General features: G+C 39.3%; 19 protein-coding genes, 5 tRNA genes and 1 other RNA gene. 6 read left to right on the forward strand and 19 right to left on the reverse strand.

What is annotated here, in order from left to right:
• Window positions 1-74: 74 nt before the first annotated feature.
• Both WC639_01415 and WC639_01420 read right to left on the reverse strand, forming a co-directional pair.
• Window positions 75-1,451 (reverse strand): HD domain-containing protein, encoded by a 1,377-nt coding sequence (locus WC639_01415; GenBank protein ID MFA6306452.1) that lies wholly within the window; start codon window positions 1,449-1,451, stop codon window positions 75-77.
• A gap of 380 nt (window positions 1,452-1,831) precedes the next feature.
• Window positions 1,832-1,916 (reverse strand) — tRNA-Leu (locus WC639_01420).
• 104 nt (window positions 1,917-2,020) lie between these two features.
• Here WC639_01420 and WC639_01425 point away from each other — a divergent pair.
• The 4 genes from WC639_01425 (at window position 2,021) to rpsT (ending at window position 7,026) form a co-directional block, all read left to right on the forward strand.
• Window positions 2,021-2,338: a hypothetical protein gene (locus WC639_01425; GenBank protein MFA6306453.1), complete on the forward strand. Its 318-nt coding sequence runs from the start codon at window positions 2,021-2,023 to the stop codon at window positions 2,336-2,338.
• A gap of 79 nt (window positions 2,339-2,417) precedes the next feature.
• The gene (ppsA, locus tag WC639_01430; protein MFA6306454.1) at window positions 2,418-4,793 is read left to right on the forward strand and encodes a phosphoenolpyruvate synthase; all 2,376 of its coding nucleotides are present in this window, start codon (window positions 2,418-2,420) and stop codon (window positions 4,791-4,793) included.
• Window positions 4,794-5,845: 1,052 nt separating this feature from the next.
• Window positions 5,846-6,679, forward strand: coding sequence for a prolipoprotein diacylglyceryl transferase (gene lgt / locus WC639_01435; protein MFA6306455.1), 834 nt, complete (start codon window positions 5,846-5,848; stop codon window positions 6,677-6,679).
• An 83-nt stretch (window positions 6,680-6,762) separates the two neighbouring features.
• The gene (gene rpsT / locus WC639_01440) at window positions 6,763-7,026 is read left to right on the forward strand and encodes a 30S ribosomal protein S20 (protein ID MFA6306456.1); all 264 of its coding nucleotides are present in this window, start codon (window positions 6,763-6,765) and stop codon (window positions 7,024-7,026) included.
• A gap of 154 nt (window positions 7,027-7,180) precedes the next feature.
• On the opposite strand, the gene holA is transcribed toward rpsT, so the two are convergent.
• Window positions 7,181-8,215, reverse strand: coding sequence for a DNA polymerase III subunit delta (gene holA, locus WC639_01445; GenBank protein MFA6306457.1), 1,035 nt, complete (start codon window positions 8,213-8,215; stop codon window positions 7,181-7,183).
• Window positions 8,216-8,295: 80 nt separating this feature from the next.
• Between holA and WC639_01450 the strand changes: the two genes are divergently transcribed.
• A complete protein-coding gene (locus tag WC639_01450; protein MFA6306458.1) occupies window positions 8,296-8,472 on the forward strand; it encodes a lysine biosynthesis protein LysW in 177 nt (58 codons plus the stop codon).
• A gap of 57 nt (window positions 8,473-8,529) precedes the next feature.
• Here WC639_01450 and murD read toward each other — a convergent pair whose 3' ends face one another.
• On the reverse strand, window positions 8,530-9,933 hold the full coding sequence (murD, locus tag WC639_01455; protein MFA6306459.1) for a UDP-N-acetylmuramoyl-L-alanine--D-glutamate ligase: 1,404 nt from the start codon (window positions 9,931-9,933) through the stop codon (window positions 8,530-8,532).
• A gap of 78 nt (window positions 9,934-10,011) precedes the next feature.
• Between murD and WC639_01460 the strand changes: the two genes are divergently transcribed.
• The gene (locus tag WC639_01460; GenBank protein ID MFA6306460.1) at window positions 10,012-10,380 is read left to right on the forward strand and encodes a hypothetical protein; all 369 of its coding nucleotides are present in this window, start codon (window positions 10,012-10,014) and stop codon (window positions 10,378-10,380) included.
• Window positions 10,381-10,479: 99 nt separating this feature from the next.
• Here WC639_01460 and polA read toward each other — a convergent pair whose 3' ends face one another.
• The 15 genes from polA to smpB all read right to left on the reverse strand — a co-directional run bounded on the left by polA (window position 10,480) and on the right by smpB (window position 22,162).
• Window positions 10,480-13,281: a DNA polymerase I gene (polA, locus tag WC639_01465; protein ID MFA6306461.1), complete on the reverse strand. Its 2,802-nt coding sequence runs from the start codon at window positions 13,279-13,281 to the stop codon at window positions 10,480-10,482.
• An 83-nt stretch (window positions 13,282-13,364) separates the two neighbouring features.
• Window positions 13,365-13,437, reverse strand: a tRNA-Ala gene (locus tag WC639_01470).
• Between the two features lie 6 nt (window positions 13,438-13,443).
• A complete protein-coding gene (locus WC639_01475; protein ID MFA6306462.1) occupies window positions 13,444-13,698 on the reverse strand; it encodes a hypothetical protein in 255 nt (84 codons plus the stop codon).
• A gap of 139 nt (window positions 13,699-13,837) precedes the next feature.
• Window positions 13,838-15,145, reverse strand: coding sequence for a M23 family metallopeptidase (locus tag WC639_01480; GenBank protein ID MFA6306463.1), 1,308 nt, complete (start codon window positions 15,143-15,145; stop codon window positions 13,838-13,840).
• Window positions 15,146-15,331: 186 nt separating this feature from the next.
• The gene (locus tag WC639_01485; GenBank protein ID MFA6306464.1) at window positions 15,332-17,134 is read right to left on the reverse strand and encodes a ribonuclease J; all 1,803 of its coding nucleotides are present in this window, start codon (window positions 17,132-17,134) and stop codon (window positions 15,332-15,334) included.
• 125 nt (window positions 17,135-17,259) lie between these two features.
• Window positions 17,260-17,343: transfer RNA gene (locus WC639_01490), tRNA-Leu, on the reverse strand.
• Window positions 17,344-17,373: 30 nt separating this feature from the next.
• Entirely contained in the window at window positions 17,374-19,317 is a 1,944-nt protein-coding gene (locus WC639_01495) for an ABC transporter substrate-binding protein (protein ID MFA6306465.1), read from the reverse strand.
• Window positions 19,318-19,424: 107 nt separating this feature from the next.
• The gene (secG, locus tag WC639_01500; protein ID MFA6306466.1) at window positions 19,425-19,646 is read right to left on the reverse strand and encodes a preprotein translocase subunit SecG; all 222 of its coding nucleotides are present in this window, start codon (window positions 19,644-19,646) and stop codon (window positions 19,425-19,427) included.
• Window positions 19,646-19,993 carry a 50S ribosomal protein L20 gene (gene rplT / locus WC639_01505; GenBank protein ID MFA6306467.1) on the reverse strand — a complete coding sequence of 116 codons (348 nt, stop codon included), beginning with the start codon at window positions 19,991-19,993 and terminating at the stop codon, window positions 19,646-19,648. Before rplT ends, secG begins: the two co-directional genes overlap by 1 nt.
• Window positions 19,980-20,189, reverse strand: a complete 210-nt coding sequence (gene rpmI, locus WC639_01510) for a 50S ribosomal protein L35 (GenBank protein MFA6306468.1) — start codon at window positions 20,187-20,189, stop codon at window positions 19,980-19,982. Before rpmI ends, rplT begins: the two co-directional genes overlap by 14 nt.
• 184 nt (window positions 20,190-20,373) lie before the next feature.
• The gene (infC, locus tag WC639_01515) at window positions 20,374-20,931 is read right to left on the reverse strand and encodes a translation initiation factor IF-3 (GenBank protein ID MFA6306469.1); all 558 of its coding nucleotides are present in this window, start codon (window positions 20,929-20,931) and stop codon (window positions 20,374-20,376) included.
• Window positions 20,932-21,042: 111 nt separating this feature from the next.
• Window positions 21,043-21,114, reverse strand: a tRNA-Gly gene (locus tag WC639_01520).
• Between the two features lie 79 nt (window positions 21,115-21,193).
• Window positions 21,194-21,280: transfer RNA gene (locus WC639_01525), tRNA-Leu, on the reverse strand.
• A gap of 5 nt (window positions 21,281-21,285) precedes the next feature.
• Window positions 21,286-21,674, reverse strand: a transfer-messenger RNA (tmRNA) gene (gene ssrA, locus WC639_01530).
• A 14-nt stretch (window positions 21,675-21,688) separates the two neighbouring features.
• Window positions 21,689-22,162: an SsrA-binding protein SmpB gene (smpB, locus tag WC639_01535; GenBank protein ID MFA6306470.1), complete on the reverse strand. Its 474-nt coding sequence runs from the start codon at window positions 22,160-22,162 to the stop codon at window positions 21,689-21,691.
• Between the last annotated feature and the right edge of the window lie 3 nt (window positions 22,163-22,165).

Here is a 22,165-nt window from a genome sequence, read left to right on the forward strand (position 1 = left end):
ATAGTTTTATTTTAGCATAAAAAAATAAAAAATAAAAAACGGCCAGCGATTTTCTGCTTGACCGTTTATTCTTTTTACCCGTCTGGGTTATAATAAACATAGTAACCCTTAGTTGAGGCAACGATTTTTCGCATTTTCTCAACTTGGCTTGGCTTTAAAGTATTAATTAACGGCGTTATCTCGCCGCCGGATTTAACCAGCCAATCCAGCCCTGGATTAAAACCTTTAATATTATCCAAATGATCAAGTCTGCTGCCGATTCTTTTGGCAAAAACCAGTTGCTCATTTTCGGTTGAAAATTTTCTCCAGCGAAGTTCGTCCGGGCAAATTATTGTTTTAAAATTACCGGGAAATATCTGCTGCAACTTTCCCTCCAGCCAAGAATTACCATAAATAAGCAAATCCTCGCGGCTTATCAATCCCTTATTATACAAAACCTTAGTCATTTTAGTTAAATAAAAATCCATTGACCTGGAATAAGGATTAAGAAGAAATTCGCTGTGTTCATAAGCACGCAACAGCAAAAAACGATATAATCTTTCCGCGCTTTCAAAATAGATTTGCTGGCTCTTTTTATCTATCCTAACATCCTGCCATACGTCCATGACTAAAGGATTTTTTTGGCAAAACTTGCGAATCATGCCTTTTTGGTTTAAGCCGACATAATAACAGTCCATGGCCACATATGACATTTTGTCAGCGATATCTATCAACTTGCCCGGCATTTCCTGCCCGCGAATCCAACGCTCTGCTTTAACTGCGTCAAAATTAAACTTTTTTTCTAGTTCTTCTAATACTCCCTCCCGCCTAAGAACCCAAAGAAAATTATTTTCTTCATGCAGATTTTTTTTATCAATCCTAACGATAGAATCCCCTCCTGCTGGCATAGCGATGTCGTGGAAAGCAGCCGCTAAAACAAATGGCGCTCTCTCTTTAGCTGAAAATCCATTACGAGCTAAAATCAATTCAGCCAATATCCCGGTAAGAAGCGAGTGCAGCCAGCGAGTATGAGGAAATAACGGCGCTAAATACCAGATATTTTCGTTTCTTCTGCTCGTGGTCTGCCGCGGAGGCACTAAATAGCAAAGCTGCGGTATCTGCCCCAAACGAAAAAATAATGGCGAATGCTTGATATACTCAAACGCCCCTTTAGCATCCTCATCTATGAAGAAATCGTATGAACTAAAAGGAAAATTCATGCGCTCAAACCCGATATTTTCGCCAAATTCGTCTCTAACCTCGCCGAACATATCGCCGGGGATCAAATAAATCTCCGGATGAAGCGGAGAAAAAAATTTCTTTAAACTGACGCTTTCCGCTGAATACGCGCTAAATAAACGACCAGAGTTTTTTCTCTGCTTGCGCGCAAGCCCGGGGTGCAGACCGAAAAACCTTGGTACATAGCTTCCAGAAATCATTAAATAATCAACTCGCTTATGCAAATTTTTCACCTCCCTTCTTTATGAATGGTAAATATAATACTTATTATATAAGCCCTTTTTTAATGTTCGAATAGAACTGACTATCTTAACATAATTCAGGAAAAAGTCAAAATAAAGCCCCCGTTTATTGTCGGGGCTGAAAATAATTCTCGTGATATAAGTTAATACAACTCCGCTCTTTTATAAATATAGCGGCACTCCATTCTTTTGACGACGCTTCTTCCTCCTTACACCACCTTTACCTTTGCAAGTTTTACATTTTTTTGATTTACACGGTTTACCGTTACGCAAATAAATAAAAAATTTTTGCATTTTCCCTCCTCTTTTTCCTTTAAAAAAGAACGACGGTTAAATGGTTAACGATGTAATGGCTAACAACAAATTTCAACTGGTGCAGGCGGAGAGATTTGAACTCTCATGGATTGCTCCACTAGCTCCTAAGGCTAGCGCGTATACCAATTCCGCCACGCCTGCGTAATGTTTCATTTTTAATTATTTTTTAGCTTTTGTCAATCCTAATTTCATTATACCAAAAATTATGCTATCATTATAATATAATTAACTAAACATACAAAACTATGGTCAATGAAACAATGCCTAATCGAGCGGCCGACCCGGATATTGAAAAAAATAAAACCGTAGCGGCTTTGTCTTATGTTTGGATCCTGTTTTTAATCCCGCTCCTAGGAAAAAAACGCTCAAAATTCTCTCAATTTCACGCCAAACAAGGTCTGATTCTGTTCGTTCTAAGTTTTGTTTCCTGGTTTCCGCTAATCGGCTGGCTAATCGGCTTAGCGATTATCGTTATCTCGATTATGGGCATTTTAAAGTGCCTGGAAGGAGCTTGGTGGAAAGTACCTTATATCTACGAATTCAGTAAAAAAATTAATCTATAATTATTCATAAAATTGGCAATTGGCGATAAACAGCCTTGTTTTCGGCTTTTTTGCTAATTTAAAATTTTAAATCTAAAGTATGCCGCAATTCATTAAATTCTTTGAAGAAACCACTATTAAAGATGTGCCGGAAGTCGGTGGTAAAAACGCCTCGCTCGGCGAAATGTACAAAAATTTAGCCGGCCAAGGCATAAAAGTGCCTAACGGCTTTGCCACTACGGCTGAAGCTTATAATTATCTTTTAGAGCAAACTCATCTTAAAGAAAATATTAAAAAAACTCTGGACGGCTTAAATACTCATAACGTAACCGATTTGGCTAAGCGCGGCGCCGCAGTCAGAAAATTAATCATCGCTACGGCTTTCCCCGAAGATTTAAGCCGAGATATTATTCTAGCTTATAAAAAATTATCCCAATTTTACAAAACCGCTAATTTGCATGTAGCGGTCCGCTCCAGCGCCACGGCCGAAGATTTGCCGGACGCGTCGTTCGCCGGCCAGCAGGAAACTTTTTTAAATATTTCCGGCGAAGCCGAACTGCTCTTAGCGGTTAAAAAATGCCTGGCTTCGCTCTTTACCAACCGCGCCATATCCTACAGAGTGGATAAAGGCTTTGACCATTTTAAAATCGCTTTATCCGTTGGCGTGCAAAAAATGATCCGTTCGGATTTAGCCGCCTCGGGCGTAACTTTTACTATTGATACCGAATCCGGCTTTAATAACGTAGTCTTAGTCAGTTCAATCTACGGCCTGGGCGAAAATATCGTGCAGGGCAAAGTTGATCCGGATGAATTTTATATTTTTAAACCCACTAAAACCATTATCTCCCGCTCCATCTCAACCAAAAAAATCAAAATGATTTATAACTCTAACCCTAAGCGCCCGGTTAAAGACGTTAAAGTTCCGGCCGACCGGCAACGCCAGCAATCAATTACCGACGCGCAGGTTCTGCAACTGGCCGATTGGGCTATGCGGATTGAAAAGCATTATGGCCGGCCCATGGACATAGAATGGGCTTTGGACGGCAAGGAAAACCAGCTATATATCATCCAGGCGCGCCCGGAAACTATCCATTCGGTCCGCGATTTAAGCGTGATTGAAGAATATGTTTTAGAAAAGAAAAGTAAAATATTATCTGCCGGTAAAAGCGTGGGCAACCGCATCGGCGCCGGCATCGCCAACCGGATTATGGATATCTCTTCTATCGCGAAATTCAAGCCGGGCGAAGTTCTGGTTACCGACATGACCGACCCGGATTGGGAGCCGATTATGAAAATCGCCTCGGCCATCGTTACGGATAAAGGCGGCCGCACCTGCCACGCGGCTATCGTCTCCCGCGAATTAGGCATTCCCTGCGTTGTCGGCACCGGCGACGTTTCTAGAAAAATTAAAACCGGGCAGGCCATAACCGTAAGTTGCGCCGAAGGCGATCTAGGCTTTGTTTATGACGGCAAACTGCCGTTCAAAATAAATAAAACCAGCATTAAAAATCTAGGCAAGCCGAAAACAAAAATCATGATGAATATCGGCTCGCCGGATATCGCTTTCTTATCATCATTTATTCCCAATGACGGCGTCGGGCTGGCGCGCGAAGAATTCATCGTCAACGACCAAATTAAAATTCATCCTTTAGCTTTGATAAATTACCCTAAGCTAAAAGATAAAAAGGCCAAAAAGAAAATTGACGAATTAACCGCCGGCTATGAAGATAAAAAACAGTATTATATTGATAAGCTGGCCCAGGGCATAGCCATGCTTACCGCCGCCTTTTACCCGAAAGATGTTATTATCCGCTTATCGGATTTTAAAACCAACGAATACGCTAATTTAATCGGCGGCGTCGAATATGAGCCGGTTGAAGCCAACCCGATGATCGGCTGGCGCGGCGCTTCGCGTTATTATGATCCGAAATATCAGCCGGCCTTCGTGCTGGAATGCCTGGCGCTTAAAAAAGTCCGCGATGAAATGGGATTAAAAAACTTAAAGGTTATGGTGCCTTTCTGCCGCACCGTTGAAGAAGGCAAAAAAGTTATTGAGATCATGGCGAAAAACGGCTTGAAACAGCATGTTGACGGCCTGGAAATTTACGTTATGGCCGAAATCCCGACTAACATTATTTTGGCCGAGCAATTCGCCGCTGTTTTTGACGGCTTTTCTATCGGTTCAAACGATCTGACCCAATTAACCCTGGGCATAGACCGCGACTCCGGCATTTTAAATGTCGCCGGTGCTTCCAATGAAAAAAACCAATCGGTTAAAGATTTAATAAAAAGTTTGATATCAGCCGCTAAAAAAACCAAAACCAAAGTCGGCATCTGCGGCCAAGCGCCTTCGGACTTTCCCGACTTCGCCCAATTCCTGGTTGAATGCGGCATAGACAGCATCTCGCTTAATCCGGACACAGTTATAAAAACCACTCTGGCCATATTAGAGACTGAAAAAAAACTTAACAAATAATTTTGTCATTCCGGCCTCCGAGCCGGAATCCATTACTACATTACTATATAATAAAGACGGTTATAATAACCGTCTTTATTTTTTACTTAAACATTTTTTGTCATCCCCGCGAAAGCGGGGATCCAGAAAAAAATTAAACTAATAAAACTTTTCTATATAATAAATGCTATTATAGCAACTATCTATATTTTTTACTTAATATTAGCCTAATTCCTTTTATAATCATTGACAAAAAAATGAAAGTATGATATAGTTTAAAAATAATTTCGCACCTTTAAAATAATTTTATTACCCTAAAATTGCTGTTATTTTACCCCCTTTAACAAAGGGGGCTAGGGGGATTTTTGCATCATCCGCAGTTTCGGGGTAATAAAATTTAAACCTAAAATAGGGAGGGGTATATGCCAGAATTTTGTGTTATTGATTTCAAGCGGCAGATTATAATTATAATAGCAGCAATCATAACTGCTATTTTGATATTTTATAACGACAAGAAAGGGAGGGAAAAATAATGTACTTGATATTCACGATTTTAGGCTTGGCGGTATCCGGCATAGGTTGCTGGCATTTATGCCAGCTAGTTGAAATATTCAATAAATATGGCACCTACCCTGAAGGGGAACACCTCTTTGGGGGAGGTCTTATCGTCGCTGGTATCGTCATCGTGACGATAACCAGTGTTATAAAAAATTACCAAGGGAAGGCTATTTCGCATTAACCTTCCCCTTTTTACGGGTCGTGCTATTTTTTTACAGCACGGCCCTATTTTTTTATAAACCAACCTAAAATTTGACTAAAATGTTTTAAAAAGAGAAAATGAAATTATAAAATACTTATAAATCGCTATGGGGTTTGGGGCGGCGAAGTAAGCGCCAAGGCGAGCGCGCCGAAGATTAATCAGCGCGATAGCGCATTGAGACGCCCCAAAACTTTTTGCTTACTTTTTAGTTATAAAAAGTAAGTCCTAGCGAAGCGCCGCAACCGTCGTAATTGGCAAATAAAATACTAAAAATAACTTAACATTAACTGCCTAAAAAGTAATTAATATAACTATGTTCAATTTCCTCCATACTTTCAACCCCTCCCCCATCCTCGCCACTATCGGCCCGATTAATATTTATTGGTACGGCCTTTTTATTGTTTGCGGAATTTTATCTTCTCTGGCGGTTTGCCTTTACTTGGCGAAACTTTATAATATTAAAAGCGATCTTATATTGGATTTGGCCTTTTGGCTGATCATCGGCGGCCTGGCCGGCGCGCGCGTTTATGAAATATTTTTAGAATTGCCTTATTACCTGGCTAACCCTTTAGCCATGCTAAAAATCTGGCAGGGCGGGCTGGCTATCCATGGCGCCTTGATCGGCGGCCTGGTTTCTCTCTGGCTGTTCGTAAAAAAACATAGCCTTGATTTCTGGCAACTGGCCGGCATTATAAGCGCGAGCCTGCCCTTGGGTCAGGCCATCGGCCGCTGGGGCAATTATTTTAACCAAGAGCTTTTCGGCCTGCCGACTAATCTGCCTTATGGCATACCGATAAGCCCGATAAACCGGCCCTGGCTATACGCTAATTATGAATATTTTCACCCGACTTTTTTGTATGAAAGCCTCGGCAATCTCTTGATTTTTTTATTTTTATTTACTCTACATTACTTATTTATTAAAAAAAATAAAATTAATAATACTTTTTACTTTATACTTTTTACTTTATATCTGTTTCTTTATTCCTGCCTGCGCTTTAGCCTGGAATTCATCCGCCTGGACGCTACGCCGATGATTTTCGGCCTGCGTTTTCCACAGCTGGCCAGCCTGCTTGTTATAATCTTGCTTATTTTATCTTCCGCTCTGATTTTTTGGCGAAAGATAAACCATAATAAAGCCCTTGAATAATAAAAGAGCCTATGCTAATATGATTAAGCCTCACGAAATATTTTATTTAAAATTAAGAAATTAAAAATTAATAATTATATCTTATGCCTAATTCAGCTTCTGCCAAAAAAGAGCTGCGCAAATCAATTAATCGCCGACAGCGCAATTCTAAAACTGAAAATAATTTAAAAGACTTAATTAAAAAAAGCCGCCGGGCGATTGAAGCTAAAGATTCAAGCGCCAAAGAATTGGTAATGAAAACTTTACGCGCTTTAGATAAAGCGGCCGGCAAAGGCGTCATTAAAAAAAACGCCAGCAACCGCAAAAAATCAAGATTAAGCAAAAAATTAAACCAAGCTTTTAAATAAGCCTGTAAAACAAAAAACTGTAAATATATTATAGTTTATAATAATATTACAGTTTTTTGTTTTGCATCGTTCTTTGGAATCTCTAGCTATATATAGTAATACATAACCCCTTTAAACAGGGGTTTTTGTATATCTTAATGATGTTGGGTAAAATTTACAACTTCGCTATCAGCATATTCAATCCGGCCAGATAACTGCTTTGGCCGGATTTTACTTCATAATCAATCCGCGCCAGCCGGCTTAGAATGCTTTTTAAAACAGGCAAAGTAAAATAGCGCGCCTGCTCTACGCCTTTTTGCGCGACAAAAGGATGAATTTTTAGCTGGTTGGCGATCTGGCGCTGGCTTAAACCTGATTCGAGCGCTTGCTTTATGGAGAGTAAAATCCTAAATTGCCTGACAAACATATTTAACAGATAGCCGTCGCTTAAACCGGCCTCAATCTGCTCATCTAAAAGCTTAACGGCTAAAGCTTTGTTTTTTACGCTTAGAGCGTCGGTTAAAGCAAAAATATTTTCGCTGAAATTTCCGCGAACTAAATTTTTAACATCTTCCATTTCTATGTTAACGCCGCCCGGAGTCAGCTTGCCGGCCGCTTTATAGCTTAATAATTTATCCAACTCATTATTAATCTGCCAGCCGTCCGAGCCGACTAACCCGACTAGCATTTCGGCGGCCTTAAGGCTGATTTTACCGCCGCGCTTAATCGTCTCTTTTTTTACCCATTCAGCCGATTCGGTATTACTTAATAAATTAAAACTATAAGCGTATTTTTGGCTGGATAAAAATTTAAACAGCTCGACTTGTTTTTTATTTAATGGCTTCTCTTTGCCGCTAGAGTCTAGCATCATGGGCGAAAGCGCATTCTTAAATTTCTTGGTTTTAATGTTTTGCTCCCAAACAATAATAATATTATCGGCTAATTTTTTATTTTTAAAATACTCGCTAAGATTTTCAAAAATCAGCTTATCTTTATTAATAAAAACATCCTCAATAATAATTAAGCGCTTTTTAGATAACAGCGATGACGGGCTAACAGCCGCCGTAATTTCGGAGAAGGTCGCCTTAGCGCCGTTAATAACATTAAGCCCGCTGCCTAATTTATCAACCTCGCGCAAATATTTATCTTTCAGTTCGTTTAATTTTAAACGGCTTCTGAAATTATCCTGGCCGTAGAGAAAAATTATCATATTCTTATAAATTTGTAATCTTGGTTAAATTTTGCTAATATTATAATAGGTTAATAACTATTAAAAAGCAAGTTCAACTTATGCAAACAACTCAATGTCCGGTCTGCTCAAGCGATATTATTATTGAAGAAGAATCATCGGAGAAAGATTTAGTCAGCTGCTTAAACTGCGGCACCGAGCTGGAAATTGTTACTCTGCAGCCCTTGCAGCTAAGCCCGCTCCAGGAAGAATCAGGGGAAGAAGGCGTTAGCGAATAAAATTTTAGCTAACCAAAAATAAATTTTAAAGCTTTACTAAATAAAGCCATCGTGGCTTTATTTTATTTTTCCGACTTCAGCCTTGAACAAATCACCTCTCTCTTTATAATTTTTAAACATACCGAAGCTGGCGCAAGCGGTTGATAATAAAACTATATCGCCTCTATCGGTTTGCTGGCGCGCTATGGCTACCGCGCCTTTAATATTATTTATTAATTTCATTTTATTTTCATTAAATCCAAATTTTTTTAGCTCTTGTTTTATTCTCGGCGTAGCTTGACCATTTAATAAAATAACAAACTTGCAGCGTTTTTTTACTTCTTTAGCTAACTGACTAAAATCAGCTTTTTTATCAGCGCCGCCTAAAAGTAAAATAATCGGCGCGCTAAATGATTTTAAAGCTATTATAGTTGATTCCGGAGTAGTGGCAAAACTATCGTCATAATATTTAACGCCCTGATATGCTCGCGCCAATTCAAGCCGATGCTCCAGCCCTTTAAAATTCGCCACGGCTTTTTTTACATCTTCAGATTTAATGCCGATAATCTTCGCTACTTCAACCGCGGCCGCAATATTTTCTTTGTTATGCTCGCCGATTAATTTTGACGGCAATTCTGATTTATTAAAATAAATCTTTTTACTCCTCACTTTGTAATTGGAAATTGGAATTTTTTTGAAAATTGAAAATTGCTTGTCCTGCCTTGTGCAGGGAAAATTGAAAATTGAATAATCATTTTTCTTTTGCCACCTGACAATATTCCATTTAGCTTTTTTATAATCATCTAATGTCTTATGGAAGTTAGGGTTATTTGGATCAGCCGGCGCTAAATGTTCGCTATAAAAATTAGTAATTACGGCAATACGCGGACTAACGGTCATGTCTTCAAGCTGAAAAGATGATAATTCCAAAACCACCCAATCAGTTTTTCTAATTTTATCAATAAACTCGAATGGCGCCACGCCGATATTGCCGCCGAGCCATGCTCGCTTGCCGGCGGTTTTTAATATTTCATAAATCAAGCTGGCGGTCGTGCCTTTGCCTTTGGTGCCGGTAACGCCGATAATATTTTTTGTTGGACATAAATCAAAAAACAACTTCATCGGGCTGGTTAATACCGCCCTGACAAGGGGGGCTGGGGGGGTTGTGTTTTTTGCTCCCACAATCCCCGGACAATCCATGGGCCAGCCCGGCGACCGAAATAAAATATCAAACTTATTTAAATTCTTATCATAACCTTTGCCTAATTGCCATCTTACTTTTGTCATTCCCGCGAAAGCCTGCCTGTCCGGTAGGCAGGCGGGAATCCAGGGGTTCTTCGCTTTTACATCTTCCCGCGCATCGCAAACCGTAATCTCGCATTTTACTTTATGTTTCAATAAATATTTAACCAAAGCTAAATTCTCTAATCCTAGCCCTAAAATAGCAACTTTTTTATTTTGTAAATTTTTAATACTTGACATAATAATAATAATATGATATATTAATTTATTGCTCTTTCTTAATTCGCAATAAAAAACCATATAAAAAGGGGAGAAAAAATGAAAAAAAATGTTATTTTTTTAGTTGCGGCAATATTAGTTTCCCTACAATGCAATATTTTATTAGCTTGGGAAAATGAAGAAAAACTGTTGTTCAGTGTTTTATTTACTAAAGACCACGGGGCGTATAAAGTATATTATGATGCATATGGAGTTGCGCCTGGAAACGAATCAGAAAAAATGCAAACTTGTGATACGGTAAAAGAATACGGGGAAACGGAATATTTAAAAAGATTAACAATACAAACAAATGGTATAACAGATATTTATTTAATATCGGCGATAAATGCGGCAGAGATTGCTTGCCAAAATTCAATTATTACTGGCAAGCCGATGATTATTACAAAAATAGTAGTTAGAAAAAAATAACTATATCCAAATCCAACTCCGAACCTCCGAACGCTGTTTTCCGTAAACGGCGTTTTTTTTATTTTTAAATTTCATTTTAAATCTTCACATTCTTAAATTTTAAATTTTATCCATCTCTCCCCAATTATCTCCTATGCTCGCGTCCACGCCCAGCGGAACTTTTAATTTCAGGACATTTTCCATAATCTCCTTAATTTCAACCGCTGTTTTTTTAACTAAACTATCTTTAACTTCAAACACCAATTCGTCGTGCACTTGTAAAAGCATCTTAATCTCATCGGCCTGATAATTTTTTCCTATCAACTCCTGAATTCTGATCATGGCTACTTTTATAATATCCGCGGCCGTGCCTTGCAAAGGCGTATTAATGGCCATGCGCTCAGCCCCTTTTCTAATCTGAATAACCGAAGAATTTATTTCCGGTAAAATCCGGCGCCTTTGAAACAGAGTTTCAGTATAACCTTTATCCCTGGCCATTTCAATGGTACTATCCACGAATTTTTTTACGCCTTTATAGACTACGAAATACTTATCAATAAACTCTTTGGCCCGCGCGTAAGGAATAGCCGCGCCTTGCGCTAAGCCATGCGGCCCTTGGCCGTATAAAATGCCAAAATTAACCGCTTTGGCCTCCCGCCTCATTTCCGGCGTCACTTCGCTTAATGCTACCTGATTAATTTCCGCGGCCGTGGCCGTATGAATATCTTCACCCTGGTTAAAAGCCTGTATCATCTTTTTATCGCCCGACATATGCGCGGCCAGCCTTAATTCAATTTGCGAATAATCCAGGCTTAATAATTTATAACCCCTTTCCGCGATAAAAGCTTTGCGAATTTCCCGCCCCAGTTCGGTGCGAATCGGTATATTTTGCATATTGGGTTCGGTTGAAGACAGCCGGCCGGTGGCAGTAACGGTTTGATTGAAGCTGGTATGCAATCGACCGGTTTTCAGATTTACCAGCTTTGGCAAAGCTTCAATATAAGTGGTGGACAGCTTTACCACCTCGCGGTATTCCTGGATTAAATCAATTATCGGATGCTGGCCTTTAAGCTTAAATAATTCATCGGCGCCGGTAGACAGACCGGTTTTATTTTTAGAAATCCCCATGGCCGGTATGGCTAATTTTTCAAATAAAATTTCTCTTAATTGCTGAGTTGAATTTATATTAAATTCCTGGCCGGCTAATTCATGTATTTTTTTTGTTAAACGGCTGATTTTTTTATCTACCGCCTTGCTCATCGCGGCCAAAAATTCCTGACTAATTTTTATGCCGTTAGTTTCCATTACGGCCAAAACTAAAACCAGCGGCATTTCAATTTCATTAAATAATTTAATTAATTTCTGCTTTTTCAACTCCGGCAATAATTTTTTAATTAAGCGATTGGTAAAATCAGCGTCCTCGCAGGAATAATTATATAATTTTTCAACCGCCACCTCGGCAAAGCTGATTTTCTCACGGCCCTTGCCCAACAAATCGTCTTTAGTTATTTTCTGATGGCTCAATTCGCTAAAAGTCACCGCGTCTAAATTATGCTGGCGGCTGCCGGGGTTTAAAAGATACGACGCCACCATAGAATCGGCGGCCACACCCTTAACCTTTATACCTAAACTAGCCATTACCTCAATATCAAATTTAATATTATGACCGTATTTTTTTATTTTCTCGTTTTCAAAGATGGGCTTTAATTTTTCCAGCCACAGATTATCTGCCTGATTATCGTTTTTATTATAATTAAACAAATCGCTTTTCACTTTTAACTTTTTGCTTTTTACTTCTAAATAATACGCTTCGCCGGCCTGCCAACTGAAACTTATGCCTAATAATTCGGCCGTTACCGGATTAAAATTAGCTGTTTCCGTATCAAAAGCAAACTCTTTTTGCGCTTGCAATTTTTTTAAAAATTTAGCAAATTTTTTATCGTTATCAATTAATTCATATTCAAATAATTCCAAATTTCTTTTAAACTTATCTATTCGCTCATAATCATCGCTTTTCGCTAAGCGCTTTTCCGCGCCTTGAGCTAAATCTTGGAGCCTTGGCAAAAGCGAACGAAAATCCAGCTCATTAAACAGCTTGGCTAACTTTTCCCGGTCAAACTGCCCGAAGCGCGCCTCGGTTAAATCGAACTCAATTTTAACGTCGCATTTTATGGTGGCCAGATCCTTGCTCATAAAAGCATTATCTTTATATTGAACAAGCAATCCGCGCACCCGGTCTCTGATTTTACCTGAATCTATATTTTTATAAACTCCATCCAAAGTTTTAAATTTTTGCAACAGTTCGGTAGCGGTTTTTTCACCAATACCTTTTACTCCGGGAATGTTGTCAGACGGATCGCCGCGCAAAGCCTTAAAATCAATCATTTGATCAGGCTCTAGCCCGTATCTTTCGCGAACCGCTTTCCCGTCGTAAACCATAGAGTCGGTTAAACCGCGCTTCATGGTAAAAACCTTGGTATGATCATTAATTAACTGCATGGTATCCATATCGCCGGTAACAATAATTTTCTCTACTTCGCCGTCAACTTTATTGGCTAAAGTACCGATTAAGTCATCGGCCTCAAAACCGGCCAATTCATAAATCGGGATATTAAAACTTCTGGCGATTTCCTTAACTCGGGGAATTTGCGCGTATAATTCGTCCGGCGCTTTTACCCGGGTGGCTTTATAATCCTTAAATTGCTCATGACGGAAAGTTTTTTCTTTTCTGTCTAAAGTCAAAGCCACGTACTCGGGCTTAAACTCGCGTAAAGCCTTGATTAATACGGCCGTAAAACCGTAAACCGCGTTGACGATTTCCCCTGTTTTAGTGGTTAAGGGCGGCAAAGCGTGAAAACTGCGATGGATCAGCGCGTTGCCGTCAATAATCATGAATTTTCCTTTTTTAGCTTGTTTTTCCATACTAATATTACATCACAAGAAAATAGATAAAGCAAATAAAATCACGGCTTTAAACCAGCCGTGAAATCGTAAATTATTATAAGTGGACTGATGGGGATTCGAACCCCAGACCCCCGCGTTGCAAACGCGGTGCTCTACCAGCTGAGCTATCAGCCCCTAAAATTATCGTGGCTGGTTATACCGTAAAATCGGCGATAATACCCATTCCATAAATCCGCCAATCAAATTAGTCATAATTAATGTGCCTATAAAAATAGCTATTAGGCCTAATAATTTATAACCCAGCCTTGAACCGCCCTCGCTGCCGAGCTTGCGCTCAAAAAATTCTATTCTGCCGAAAGCATTTAGCATGGCCTCTGATTTAATTACAATTAAAGCGCCGATCGCCAAAATAATAAAACCAAGCAAAATATGCATAATCTTATATAATCAAATAAAAAATTTATGGCCGTAGAGCTTTGCTCGCTATAAATTTTTTATTTGATACCTTATATTTTTTGAAAATATTATTTATCCCCGGAGGGGGAAAACTTTTTTTGAAAAAGTTTTTAAAGTTTTATTTTAAATAATTCAACGGATTATACTTTATGCCATTAATAATATATTCAAAATGCAAATGCGGTCCGGTTGAATTGCCGGTTGAACCCATTAAACCGATAACTTCGCCTTTCTTAACGGCTTCGCCTTTCTTAACATAGAATTTTGACAAATGGCCATAGCGCGACTTTCTGCCTCCGCCGTGATCAACCACAATCTGGTTGCCATAACCAGTACCCCAACCGGCTACTTCAACTACGCCGGTGTCACAGGCATAAATCGGCGTACCGGTCTTATTGGCTATATCTACGGCATGATGCCTCCAGGAAAAATATTGCGTAATTCGCGCCCCAACCGTTGGCCAGGCCAATTTATTGCTGGCCGTTGACCTAAGATCTTGCGGCTTAAGCAAATCTTTAATAAGAGAAACGGCGGAAGTGTTGCCGGACGATCGGCTTGAAGCGTAATAAGTTTTTTTGCCTCCGGGAATAATTAATTTTTGGCCGACAGACAGCATCTCCGCGCTGGCTAATTTATTAGTTTCCAAAATCGTATTAGCTTCTACCCCGTATTTGGAAGCAACTGTGCCCAAAGTATCGCCGCGCACGACTTTATGGGCTATTCCGCTCATCGGCAAAATCGCCAATTTATTGCCCGGCCTGATTAAACTATAGGCGTTAAGATCATTTTCCCATAAAATAGTGTTGACGCTAACCCCAAAACTGGCGGCAATAGTGCTAACCGAGTCGCCGGCCTGCACTATATAATCAACAATCCCTTCCCTCGGGCGCACCGTCTTGCTGGTAGCCGCTAAGTCCGGCTTTCTGATAGCATCGCCGCCCTGCGTTAAATCTTCAGTATCAAAAACGCCGTCTTCCGGCACCGTCATCTCGGCCATGGGCTGGGGCTTAAAAGCCGTTAAATTATCTAAATAAGTCTGCTGCACCGGAGTGATGGCCGCCTGCTCGTCAAAATATTCCTCTATCAACTCATCATTTTCGCCGAATTCGCTTGATATTATTTCTGATAAAAAAGTTTTTCCGGCGACTTCATCCGGCGCCACCGCTTGGGTTTTTTGCGTCAAATTAAAAACAATAAAAAATATAGTTAAAGCGCCGACAACTACATGAATCAATTTTTGATTAACAAAAAAGGCCGATGATTTATTTTTAATTTTGTCAGCCAGACCAAGCCGTTTTATGGTTGAAAAATAAAACAGATATAATCTAACCAACACTTTATAAAATATAAATCTTAAAACAGCTAAAACCGGCTTAAAGGCCAGATTAACAAAAAAAGCGGTTAATAACCTCTTTAAAAATATCAATAAATTTATTAAAAATATCAGCGAATTTACTGATATTTTCTTAAAATTTCTAGTGATATAATTGCTAATTAAAATAAATTAAATAACACCATTATACTAACATTTAAACCGTTTTTAGTCAATCGCCGAACGCAAAAAAGAAGGCCTGGTTCTTTGCCTTCTTTTTATAAATAATAATCGTTATTTTTACACCTTTATCACCACCGGTAAAACCATGGGCCGGCGCTTAGTCTGCGAGAATAAAAATTGGCCGACATCATTTCTGATTTTATTTTTAACATAATCATCATCCGCCGGCGTGCGCGGATTATGGTCTTTAACGATTTTTTTGACTTTCATCCTGGTTTTTTGGATTAATTCTTTATTTTCTTTCATGTAAACAAATCCGCGCGAAATAATATCCGGGTTGCCGATAGTATCGCCGGTCTTAACGTCAATCGTGGCGATAATCACAATCATGCCGTCTTCGGCCATAACTCGGCGATCGCGCAAGACGATATTGGAAACATCGCCCACGCCTAAGCCGTCAACCATAACATAATCAGTTAAAACTTTATCTTTAGTAAGTTTGCCTAAGACTTCGCCGCCAATCGCTTTATGAAATTCAATAATCTGGCCGTTATCAGCCACGAATATTTTATCTTTGGGAATTCCAACCTGCTCAGCCAATTCAGCGTGAGCACGCAACATATAATGATTGCCCTCAATCGGCATAAAATATTCAGGTTTAATCAAGCGCATCATTAACTTTAAATCTTCTTGCTTAGCATGGCCGCCGGCATGCACATCCATCATTTCATAGTTAATTACCTTGGCCCCCTGCCGAACCATCATATCCATTAAAGTCTGGATGCTTCTTTCATTCCCCGGAATAACCGAGGAAGAAAAAATTACCGTATCTCCGGCTTTTAAATTTATGCTGCGATGTTCATTATTGACTACGCGCGTTAAAAAAGCATTGCTTTCGCCCTGCGCGCCCGTGCCAATAATAATAACTTTATTGCCGGGCAAACGGTCTAATTCGCGATCTTCCACTAAAATTTTTGGATTAAACTTAAGATAACCGATTTGATGGGCTATTTCCACGTTATCATTCATGCTTCTGCCCTGCAGGCTTATCCGGCGGCCGAATTTTTCCGCCAAATCAAAAAGTTTTTGCACGCGGCTTAACTGCGAAGCAAAAGTGCCGATGATTATCCGGCCCTCAAGTTTCTCAAAAATTTTTCCCATTTCATCGCCGATGGAAGATTCGGAAATTTGATAGCCGGGATGCGTGGAATCGGTTGAATCTGACAGCAAAAGCAAAACGCCCGCGCCGCCAATTTGCGCGATGCGGTTTAGATCCGCCGGCTTATCGTTGACCGGTGAATAATCTATCTTAAAATCTCCGGAATGAATAACCGTGCCTAAGGGCGTATGAATAATAATGGCAAAACAATCAGGAATGGAATGATTTACCCTTAAAATTTCCACGCGAAAATTCTTGCCCAGCTGCAACTTTGAATCTTCATTTATTTCTTGGATATTCAGTTTAGGGCATTTACCGAATTCCTCAATTCTCTTTTTGACTATGCCGGCGGTTAATTTGCCCATAAACATATTCGGGTTGCCTAACCTGCCCATCAAATGAGGAATACCGCCAATATGATCCATGTGAGCATGGGTAATGATTACGCCTTTTATCCAGTCCTTTTTATTATCTAGATAATCCACGTTAGGAATAATGTAGTCAATGCCCGGCATATCTTCTTCCGGAAACTGCATGCCCATGTCAACAATAATAATTTCTTTGTTATACTCAAACACGGTCATATTGCGGCCGACTTCTTCAAGCCCGCCCAAAACAATGACCTTCAATTTATTTTCCGCCGGCCCGAAAGCCGCGGTTTTTACTCCGGCGGAATCGAAGCGCCTAGGCGCTAAACCTGCGCCGGTTTTAGAGACAACCATTGGCTGTCTTCTATTTCTTGGTTTATATTTTGTAATCATATATTTGTTAATTGCCATTATAAAAATAGCAAAGTTTTTTAATAAATGTGCCGGAAAGAGGACTTGAAGCTCCTCGGTGCTTCCCTCGGGGCAGAAAAGGAAAGCGGGACACGGGATTGCTCATGTGGGGATAGAGAGACTCGAACTCTCACGGCATTTCTGCCACTAGCTCCTGAAGCTAGCGCGTCTACCAATTCCACCATATCCCCAGGTTGAAAAGTGGCGGGGTGTTATAACTTCTACCAAATAATTGTTTTGCCCGTATTTATATACCACTGGCCGACACCGCCGAAACGATCGCTCGGCAAAACAATGCTTTTAGTGCTGAAGCCTTTGATTTTTTTTGATTGAACGTAAGTATAATTAGGGCTATAGAGAAATATCGCCGGCTCATCTTCAACGATGATCTCTTGGAACTTTTTATATTTTTCCTGGCGTGCTTCTAGACCGGAACTTAAACGCCCGTCTTCCAATAATTTATCAACTTCTTTATTAGAATAATCGGCGATATTTAAACCGGACTGGCCGATCTGCGAAGAATGCCAAAAAGCATAAGGATCAGGATCGGCGCCGGTTATTTCTCCGTAAATTAAAGCGCTAAAATTTCTTGATTTAATAACATCAATTTGAATCTGATTGGCCGGCACTAAATTAACTTCAATTTTTATGTTGATGTCCCGCCAAAATTTAGCAATTAGTTTAGCCGCTTGGCCGTACTCCTGATTATTCACCGTAGTTAAAGTTACGGCTAGATAATTATTGTCTTTCATCAACCATTTGCCAGCGCCCATTTTTATTTTAGCTTCAGCTTGTTTTTTTACAACTTCATCTTTATCAGTTAAATCCGCCTTGGCTTTAGCAATATCTTCAGCTGTCAATTCTGTAATTTTCCAGCCGGCTTCAGCCAATAAACGGCTTGATGTCGCCGTATTATAGTCATATTTTTTAATCTCATTATTATAGGCAAAACTATTAGGCAATATCGGCCCGTCAATAACGCGAGCGTTTCCGGCCATAATTTCATCAACTAAATTATTTTTATCAATAGCATAAGCTAAAGCTTGGCGCACCTTTTTATCGGCTAAGGCCAGATTAGACTTCGCATTAAAAAATACGGCTGAAAGTTTCGGCAAATTAAGATTATAAAAATTTAAAGAATCTTGCGCTACCACTTGGTTTTTATTTTGCTCCGGCAAATAACTAATCCCTTCAATCAAATTATTGTTCAAAGCCGAAATAATTTCTTGTAAATTGCCAAAAAGTTTAAAGCTGATGGTATTAATATAAGCTTTCGAGCCGTAATAACTTTCATTGCGGGCTAAAATATAAGTTCTGATATTGCCGGATTTATCTTTTACCAATGATTTAAATTTATATCTACCTGATCCAACCGGTTTTAAATTTAATTCAGCCAAACTGGCTGAAATCGGTTCAATTTGCTGCCAAAGCTCTTGAGGCAGAATGCCAAAATTCAATAAATCCAAAAAGGCCGCGTAAGGCTCGGTTAAATTAAATTTAATGGTTTTATCGTCAACTTTAGCAACTTCCACGCCGGTAAAAACCGTTCGCGAAGGAGACTTATACTTAATATTTTTTATAGCTTCAAAAGTAAAGACTACGTCATCAACGGTTAAAGGGCTGCCATTATGCCAAACCGCGTCTGATCTAATTTTTATGGTGTAAATTTTACCGTCTTGGCTTACTTCATACGCCTCGGCTAAATCATTAACCAGCTCGGCATTAACATTTCTTTTAAACAATGAAGAATAAACTAACTCGGCGATATCACTGTCAAGATCGCTTGAGCCTGAATACAAAGGATTAATATATTTTATTGAGCCGATAGCGCCTTCAATGTAATCACCGCCCGCGACCGGAACAATTCGCAAATGCGTTTTATAAAATCTGGCGGCTAAAAATACCGAGCTAAAAATAATAATCACCAGACAAGCGCCGACTGCCAATCGCTCGACAGGACTTAAGTATTTTTTAATATACTTAAGCTGCTTAAAACTAGGCCACCTTGATTTAGCCAGAGAAAAAACTAATTTTTTATCCAATTCCGCCTGCGCTTGGCCGCGTTGAAAAATATTTTTGAAACCTTTAACCAAGCCGCCAAAATTAAAAACAAAATTTTTAACTTTGCTAAAAAATTGGACTATTTTGTCTCTTAATGAGTTCACTTTAAATAATGTTTGGCCGCTGATTGGCTTAACCGCTTCCAGCCGGCGGAACTATTTATGAATTAAAAATAACCTCCTTGAGTATAATAGACTTGTTGTTTGATAATTTAGCCCTTATACAATAAAATAACGGCTAAAGAGACCGATAAAAATAAAACGGCTAAAATTATAGTTGCGATGAATAATTTTTTTTCTACGCCTCTTTTAGTGCGATAAATATTCCCTGAACCGCCAAAAACACCAGACAATCCGGCCCCGCGATTCTGCGAAAGAATCGCCAGCATCAATAAAGCCGCTATGATAATTTGTACTATTTGTAAATTTCTCATTATTTTTTTATCTGTTCTAAAATTTTAGCCAAAGTATTTTTATGATTAACCGCTAAATCGGCTAAAATTTTTCTGTTTATTTCAATCTGATTAATTTTTAAAAGATGGATTAATTTTGAATACGACAAACCATGCTCTTTGGCGAAAGCGCTGATTTTTATCTGCCATAAGGCCCGATTATCCCGCTTTTTTAAGCGGCGATCAATATAAGAGCGAACCCCGGCCTTAACCACGGCTGTCGAGGCGGCGCGCATTAAATTCTTTCTGCCCCATTTATAGCCTTTGGCTTTTTTAAGTAAATTCCTTCTTTTTTTAAGATGTGTTATTGCTCTCTTAACTCTTGGCATAATTGTATGGCATTAATTGTTTAATTACTCTGGCTTCGGTATGGGAAATGGAAATATCTCGGCGCTTATTTCTTTTAACCTTGCCTGACTCGCGCGCGTTAAAATGATCTTGACCGGCCTTCCTCTTTAAAATCTTTTCATTTTTAGTTACTTTAAACCGTTTAGCAGTAGCTTTGTGGGTTTTTATTTTCGGCATATTTAATTTAATATCAAATAAAATTTTATGGCCGTAGAGCTTTGCTCGCTATAAAATTTTATTTGATACATTATATTTTTTGTTTATCCCCGTTAGGGGGAAAGTATTGAAAACTTTTTCTAAAAAAGTTTTCAAAGGCTTTTAAACAAAAAACAGGTGAAATACCTGATTTTCGTATTCTTGATTATTGCTTATTTATCAATATTATATTAAACCTTCCTCCCTGTTTTGTCAAGCCCTGCTCTATTTCCATATTTAAACCGGGCGTGGATTTCAACTGCTGATAAAATTTTTTCATAGTTTCCTCGGCCTTTTCCGGATGCTGGCGTTCCCGCCCTTTTAAGATTAATTCCAGCTTTAATTTATCGCCTCTTTCTAGAAACTTCTTGGCTTGTTCAAACCTAAAATCAAAATCATGCTGACTGATTCTAACCGACAGCCTGATGCCTTTTATTTCCACCTTTTTCTGCTTAACTTTTTGTTTTTGCGCCTCTTTCTCTTTTTTGTATTTAAATTGCCCGTAATCCATGATTTTAACTACCGGCGGCTGTATTTTAGGATTAACTTCAACTACATCCATGCCAGCCTGTTCGGCCATGACTAAGGCCTTGCCGATTGGCATTTCGCCGATGCTCTCGCCGTTTTCATCAATTACAAAAACCACCGGCACGCGGATTTGCTGATTAACCCGGAATCTTTTTTCCTCAAAGTCTGGTTTTGGCCTGCGATATACTCGACGCATTAGTAATTGATAAACTTAATTATACGCCAATTATATTATAAAATTGGCGAGAAGTCAATTTTAATAAACAAAAAACAAGGCTTTTAGCCATGCTTTTTGCGGTAAAGTCTGAGCGGGTAACGGGAATCGAACCCGTATATTCAGATTGGCAACCTGACGTACTAACCATTGTACTATACCCGCCTACGCTTCGCTTCGGCGGGCAAGCCCGCTTGGCAAAACTATAAGCAAAACATAAATTGCAAATTGTAAAATTATTCTCTGGTGCCCGGGGCGGGAATCGAACCCGCACGGAGTTGCCTCCGAGAGATTTTAAGTCTCTTGCGTATACCAGTTTCGCCACCCGGGCGTTAGCAGTGGAGATGAGGGGAATTGAACCCCTGTCTAATAAATTTCTTAAAACATATTTACAGATTAGATCGATTTGTTTTCTCGCTAACACCGTAAAAATCGAGCAAAATCGGCGCTAGCCAGCTTTAATTTTTTAAAATAACCGGCTAAAGCAACCGGCTATTCGATCCTAAAATATAACACCCGTATCCGGCGCCTAGGCAGCGGCCGGGCGGATGGTTGCGGCTATTAAGCGGCAACAGTTGCAAAGGCCGGCATTTTCCAAGAAAATGTCGCTTTGCTGAATAAGTTTTTGACGCTTATTTTGTTTACAGGCGCGGTTTAAAGTGGCGCCCCTGATGAGCACTTCTGAATGTTTTAAGAAAATTTTATTATCGACGCCTGGCATCCCCTCTTATTAAATTTTCTATCTTCTAAAACTTTGTTTTGTTAAGGTTCTAAGGCTTCTGTCAAGCTCGCGTTTTTTAATTACTTCGCGTTTATCAAACTTTTTTCTGCCTTTGCCGATCCCGAATTCAAGTTTAATAAAACTATGCTTAGTATATATTTTTATCGGCACCAATGTCAAGCCTTGTTCGTCTTTTTTCCCTAATAAATAGGCGATTTCTTTCTTTTTTAAAAGCAACTTTCTCGACCTGGTCGGGTCATAATCAGGCCTGGCACCGGCGAATTTATATAAAGGAATATGGGCGTTGATCAAATGAGCTTCGGGTAAATTTTTATTTTTGCTTTTTTTAAAAGTAACATAACCGCCCTTTAAGCTTACATGCCCGGTTTTAATGGACTTAACTTCATAGCCTAATAAGACCAAGCCGGCCTCATAAGTTTCTTGGATATCATAATCAAAATTGGCTCGTTTGTTAAAGGCTAGTACGGGCATAAA

It is taken from the genome of Patescibacteria group bacterium (assembly GCA_041662965.1).
In the GTDB taxonomy this organism is placed as follows: Bacteria; Patescibacteriota; Patescibacteriia; order Patescibacteriales; family GWC2-42-12; genus JACPHD01.

What these genes read in the sequence shown, in the direction of transcription:
- WC639_01425 (MFA6306453.1), top strand. Translation starts at nt 2,021, where the DNA reads ATGGTCAATGAAACAATGCCTAATCGAGCGGCCGACCCGGATATTGAA.
- ppsA (MFA6306454.1), top strand. Translation starts at nt 2,418, where the DNA reads ATGCCGCAATTCATTAAATTCTTTGAAGAAACCACTATTAAAGATGTG.
- lgt (MFA6306455.1), top strand. Translation starts at nt 5,846, where the DNA reads ATGTTCAATTTCCTCCATACTTTCAACCCCTCCCCCATCCTCGCCACT.
- rpsT (MFA6306456.1), top strand. Translation starts at nt 6,763, where the DNA reads ATGCCTAATTCAGCTTCTGCCAAAAAAGAGCTGCGCAAATCAATTAAT.
- holA (MFA6306457.1), bottom strand. Translation starts at nt 8,215, where the DNA reads ATGATAATTTTTCTCTACGGCCAGGATAATTTCAGAAGCCGTTTAAAA.
- WC639_01450 (MFA6306458.1), top strand. Translation starts at nt 8,296, where the DNA reads ATGCAAACAACTCAATGTCCGGTCTGCTCAAGCGATATTATTATTGAA.
- murD (MFA6306459.1), bottom strand. Translation starts at nt 9,933, where the DNA reads ATGTCAAGTATTAAAAATTTACAAAATAAAAAAGTTGCTATTTTAGGG.
- WC639_01460 (MFA6306460.1), top strand. Translation starts at nt 10,012, where the DNA reads ATGAAAAAAAATGTTATTTTTTTAGTTGCGGCAATATTAGTTTCCCTA.
- polA (MFA6306461.1), bottom strand. Translation starts at nt 13,281, where the DNA reads ATGGAAAAACAAGCTAAAAAAGGAAAATTCATGATTATTGACGGCAAC.
- WC639_01475 (MFA6306462.1), bottom strand. Translation starts at nt 13,698, where the DNA reads ATGCATATTTTGCTTGGTTTTATTATTTTGGCGATCGGCGCTTTAATT.
- WC639_01485 (MFA6306464.1), bottom strand. Translation starts at nt 17,134, where the DNA reads ATGATTACAAAATATAAACCAAGAAATAGAAGACAGCCAATGGTTGTC.
- secG (MFA6306466.1), bottom strand. Translation starts at nt 19,646, where the DNA reads ATGAGAAATTTACAAATAGTACAAATTATCATAGCGGCTTTATTGATG.
- rplT (MFA6306467.1), bottom strand. Translation starts at nt 19,993, where the DNA reads ATGCCAAGAGTTAAGAGAGCAATAACACATCTTAAAAAAAGAAGGAAT.
- rpmI (MFA6306468.1), bottom strand. Translation starts at nt 20,189, where the DNA reads ATGCCGAAAATAAAAACCCACAAAGCTACTGCTAAACGGTTTAAAGTA.
- infC (MFA6306469.1), bottom strand. Translation starts at nt 20,931, where the DNA reads ATGCGTCGAGTATATCGCAGGCCAAAACCAGACTTTGAGGAAAAAAGA.
- smpB (MFA6306470.1), bottom strand. Translation starts at nt 22,162, where the DNA reads ATGCCCGTACTAGCCTTTAACAAACGAGCCAATTTTGATTATGATATC.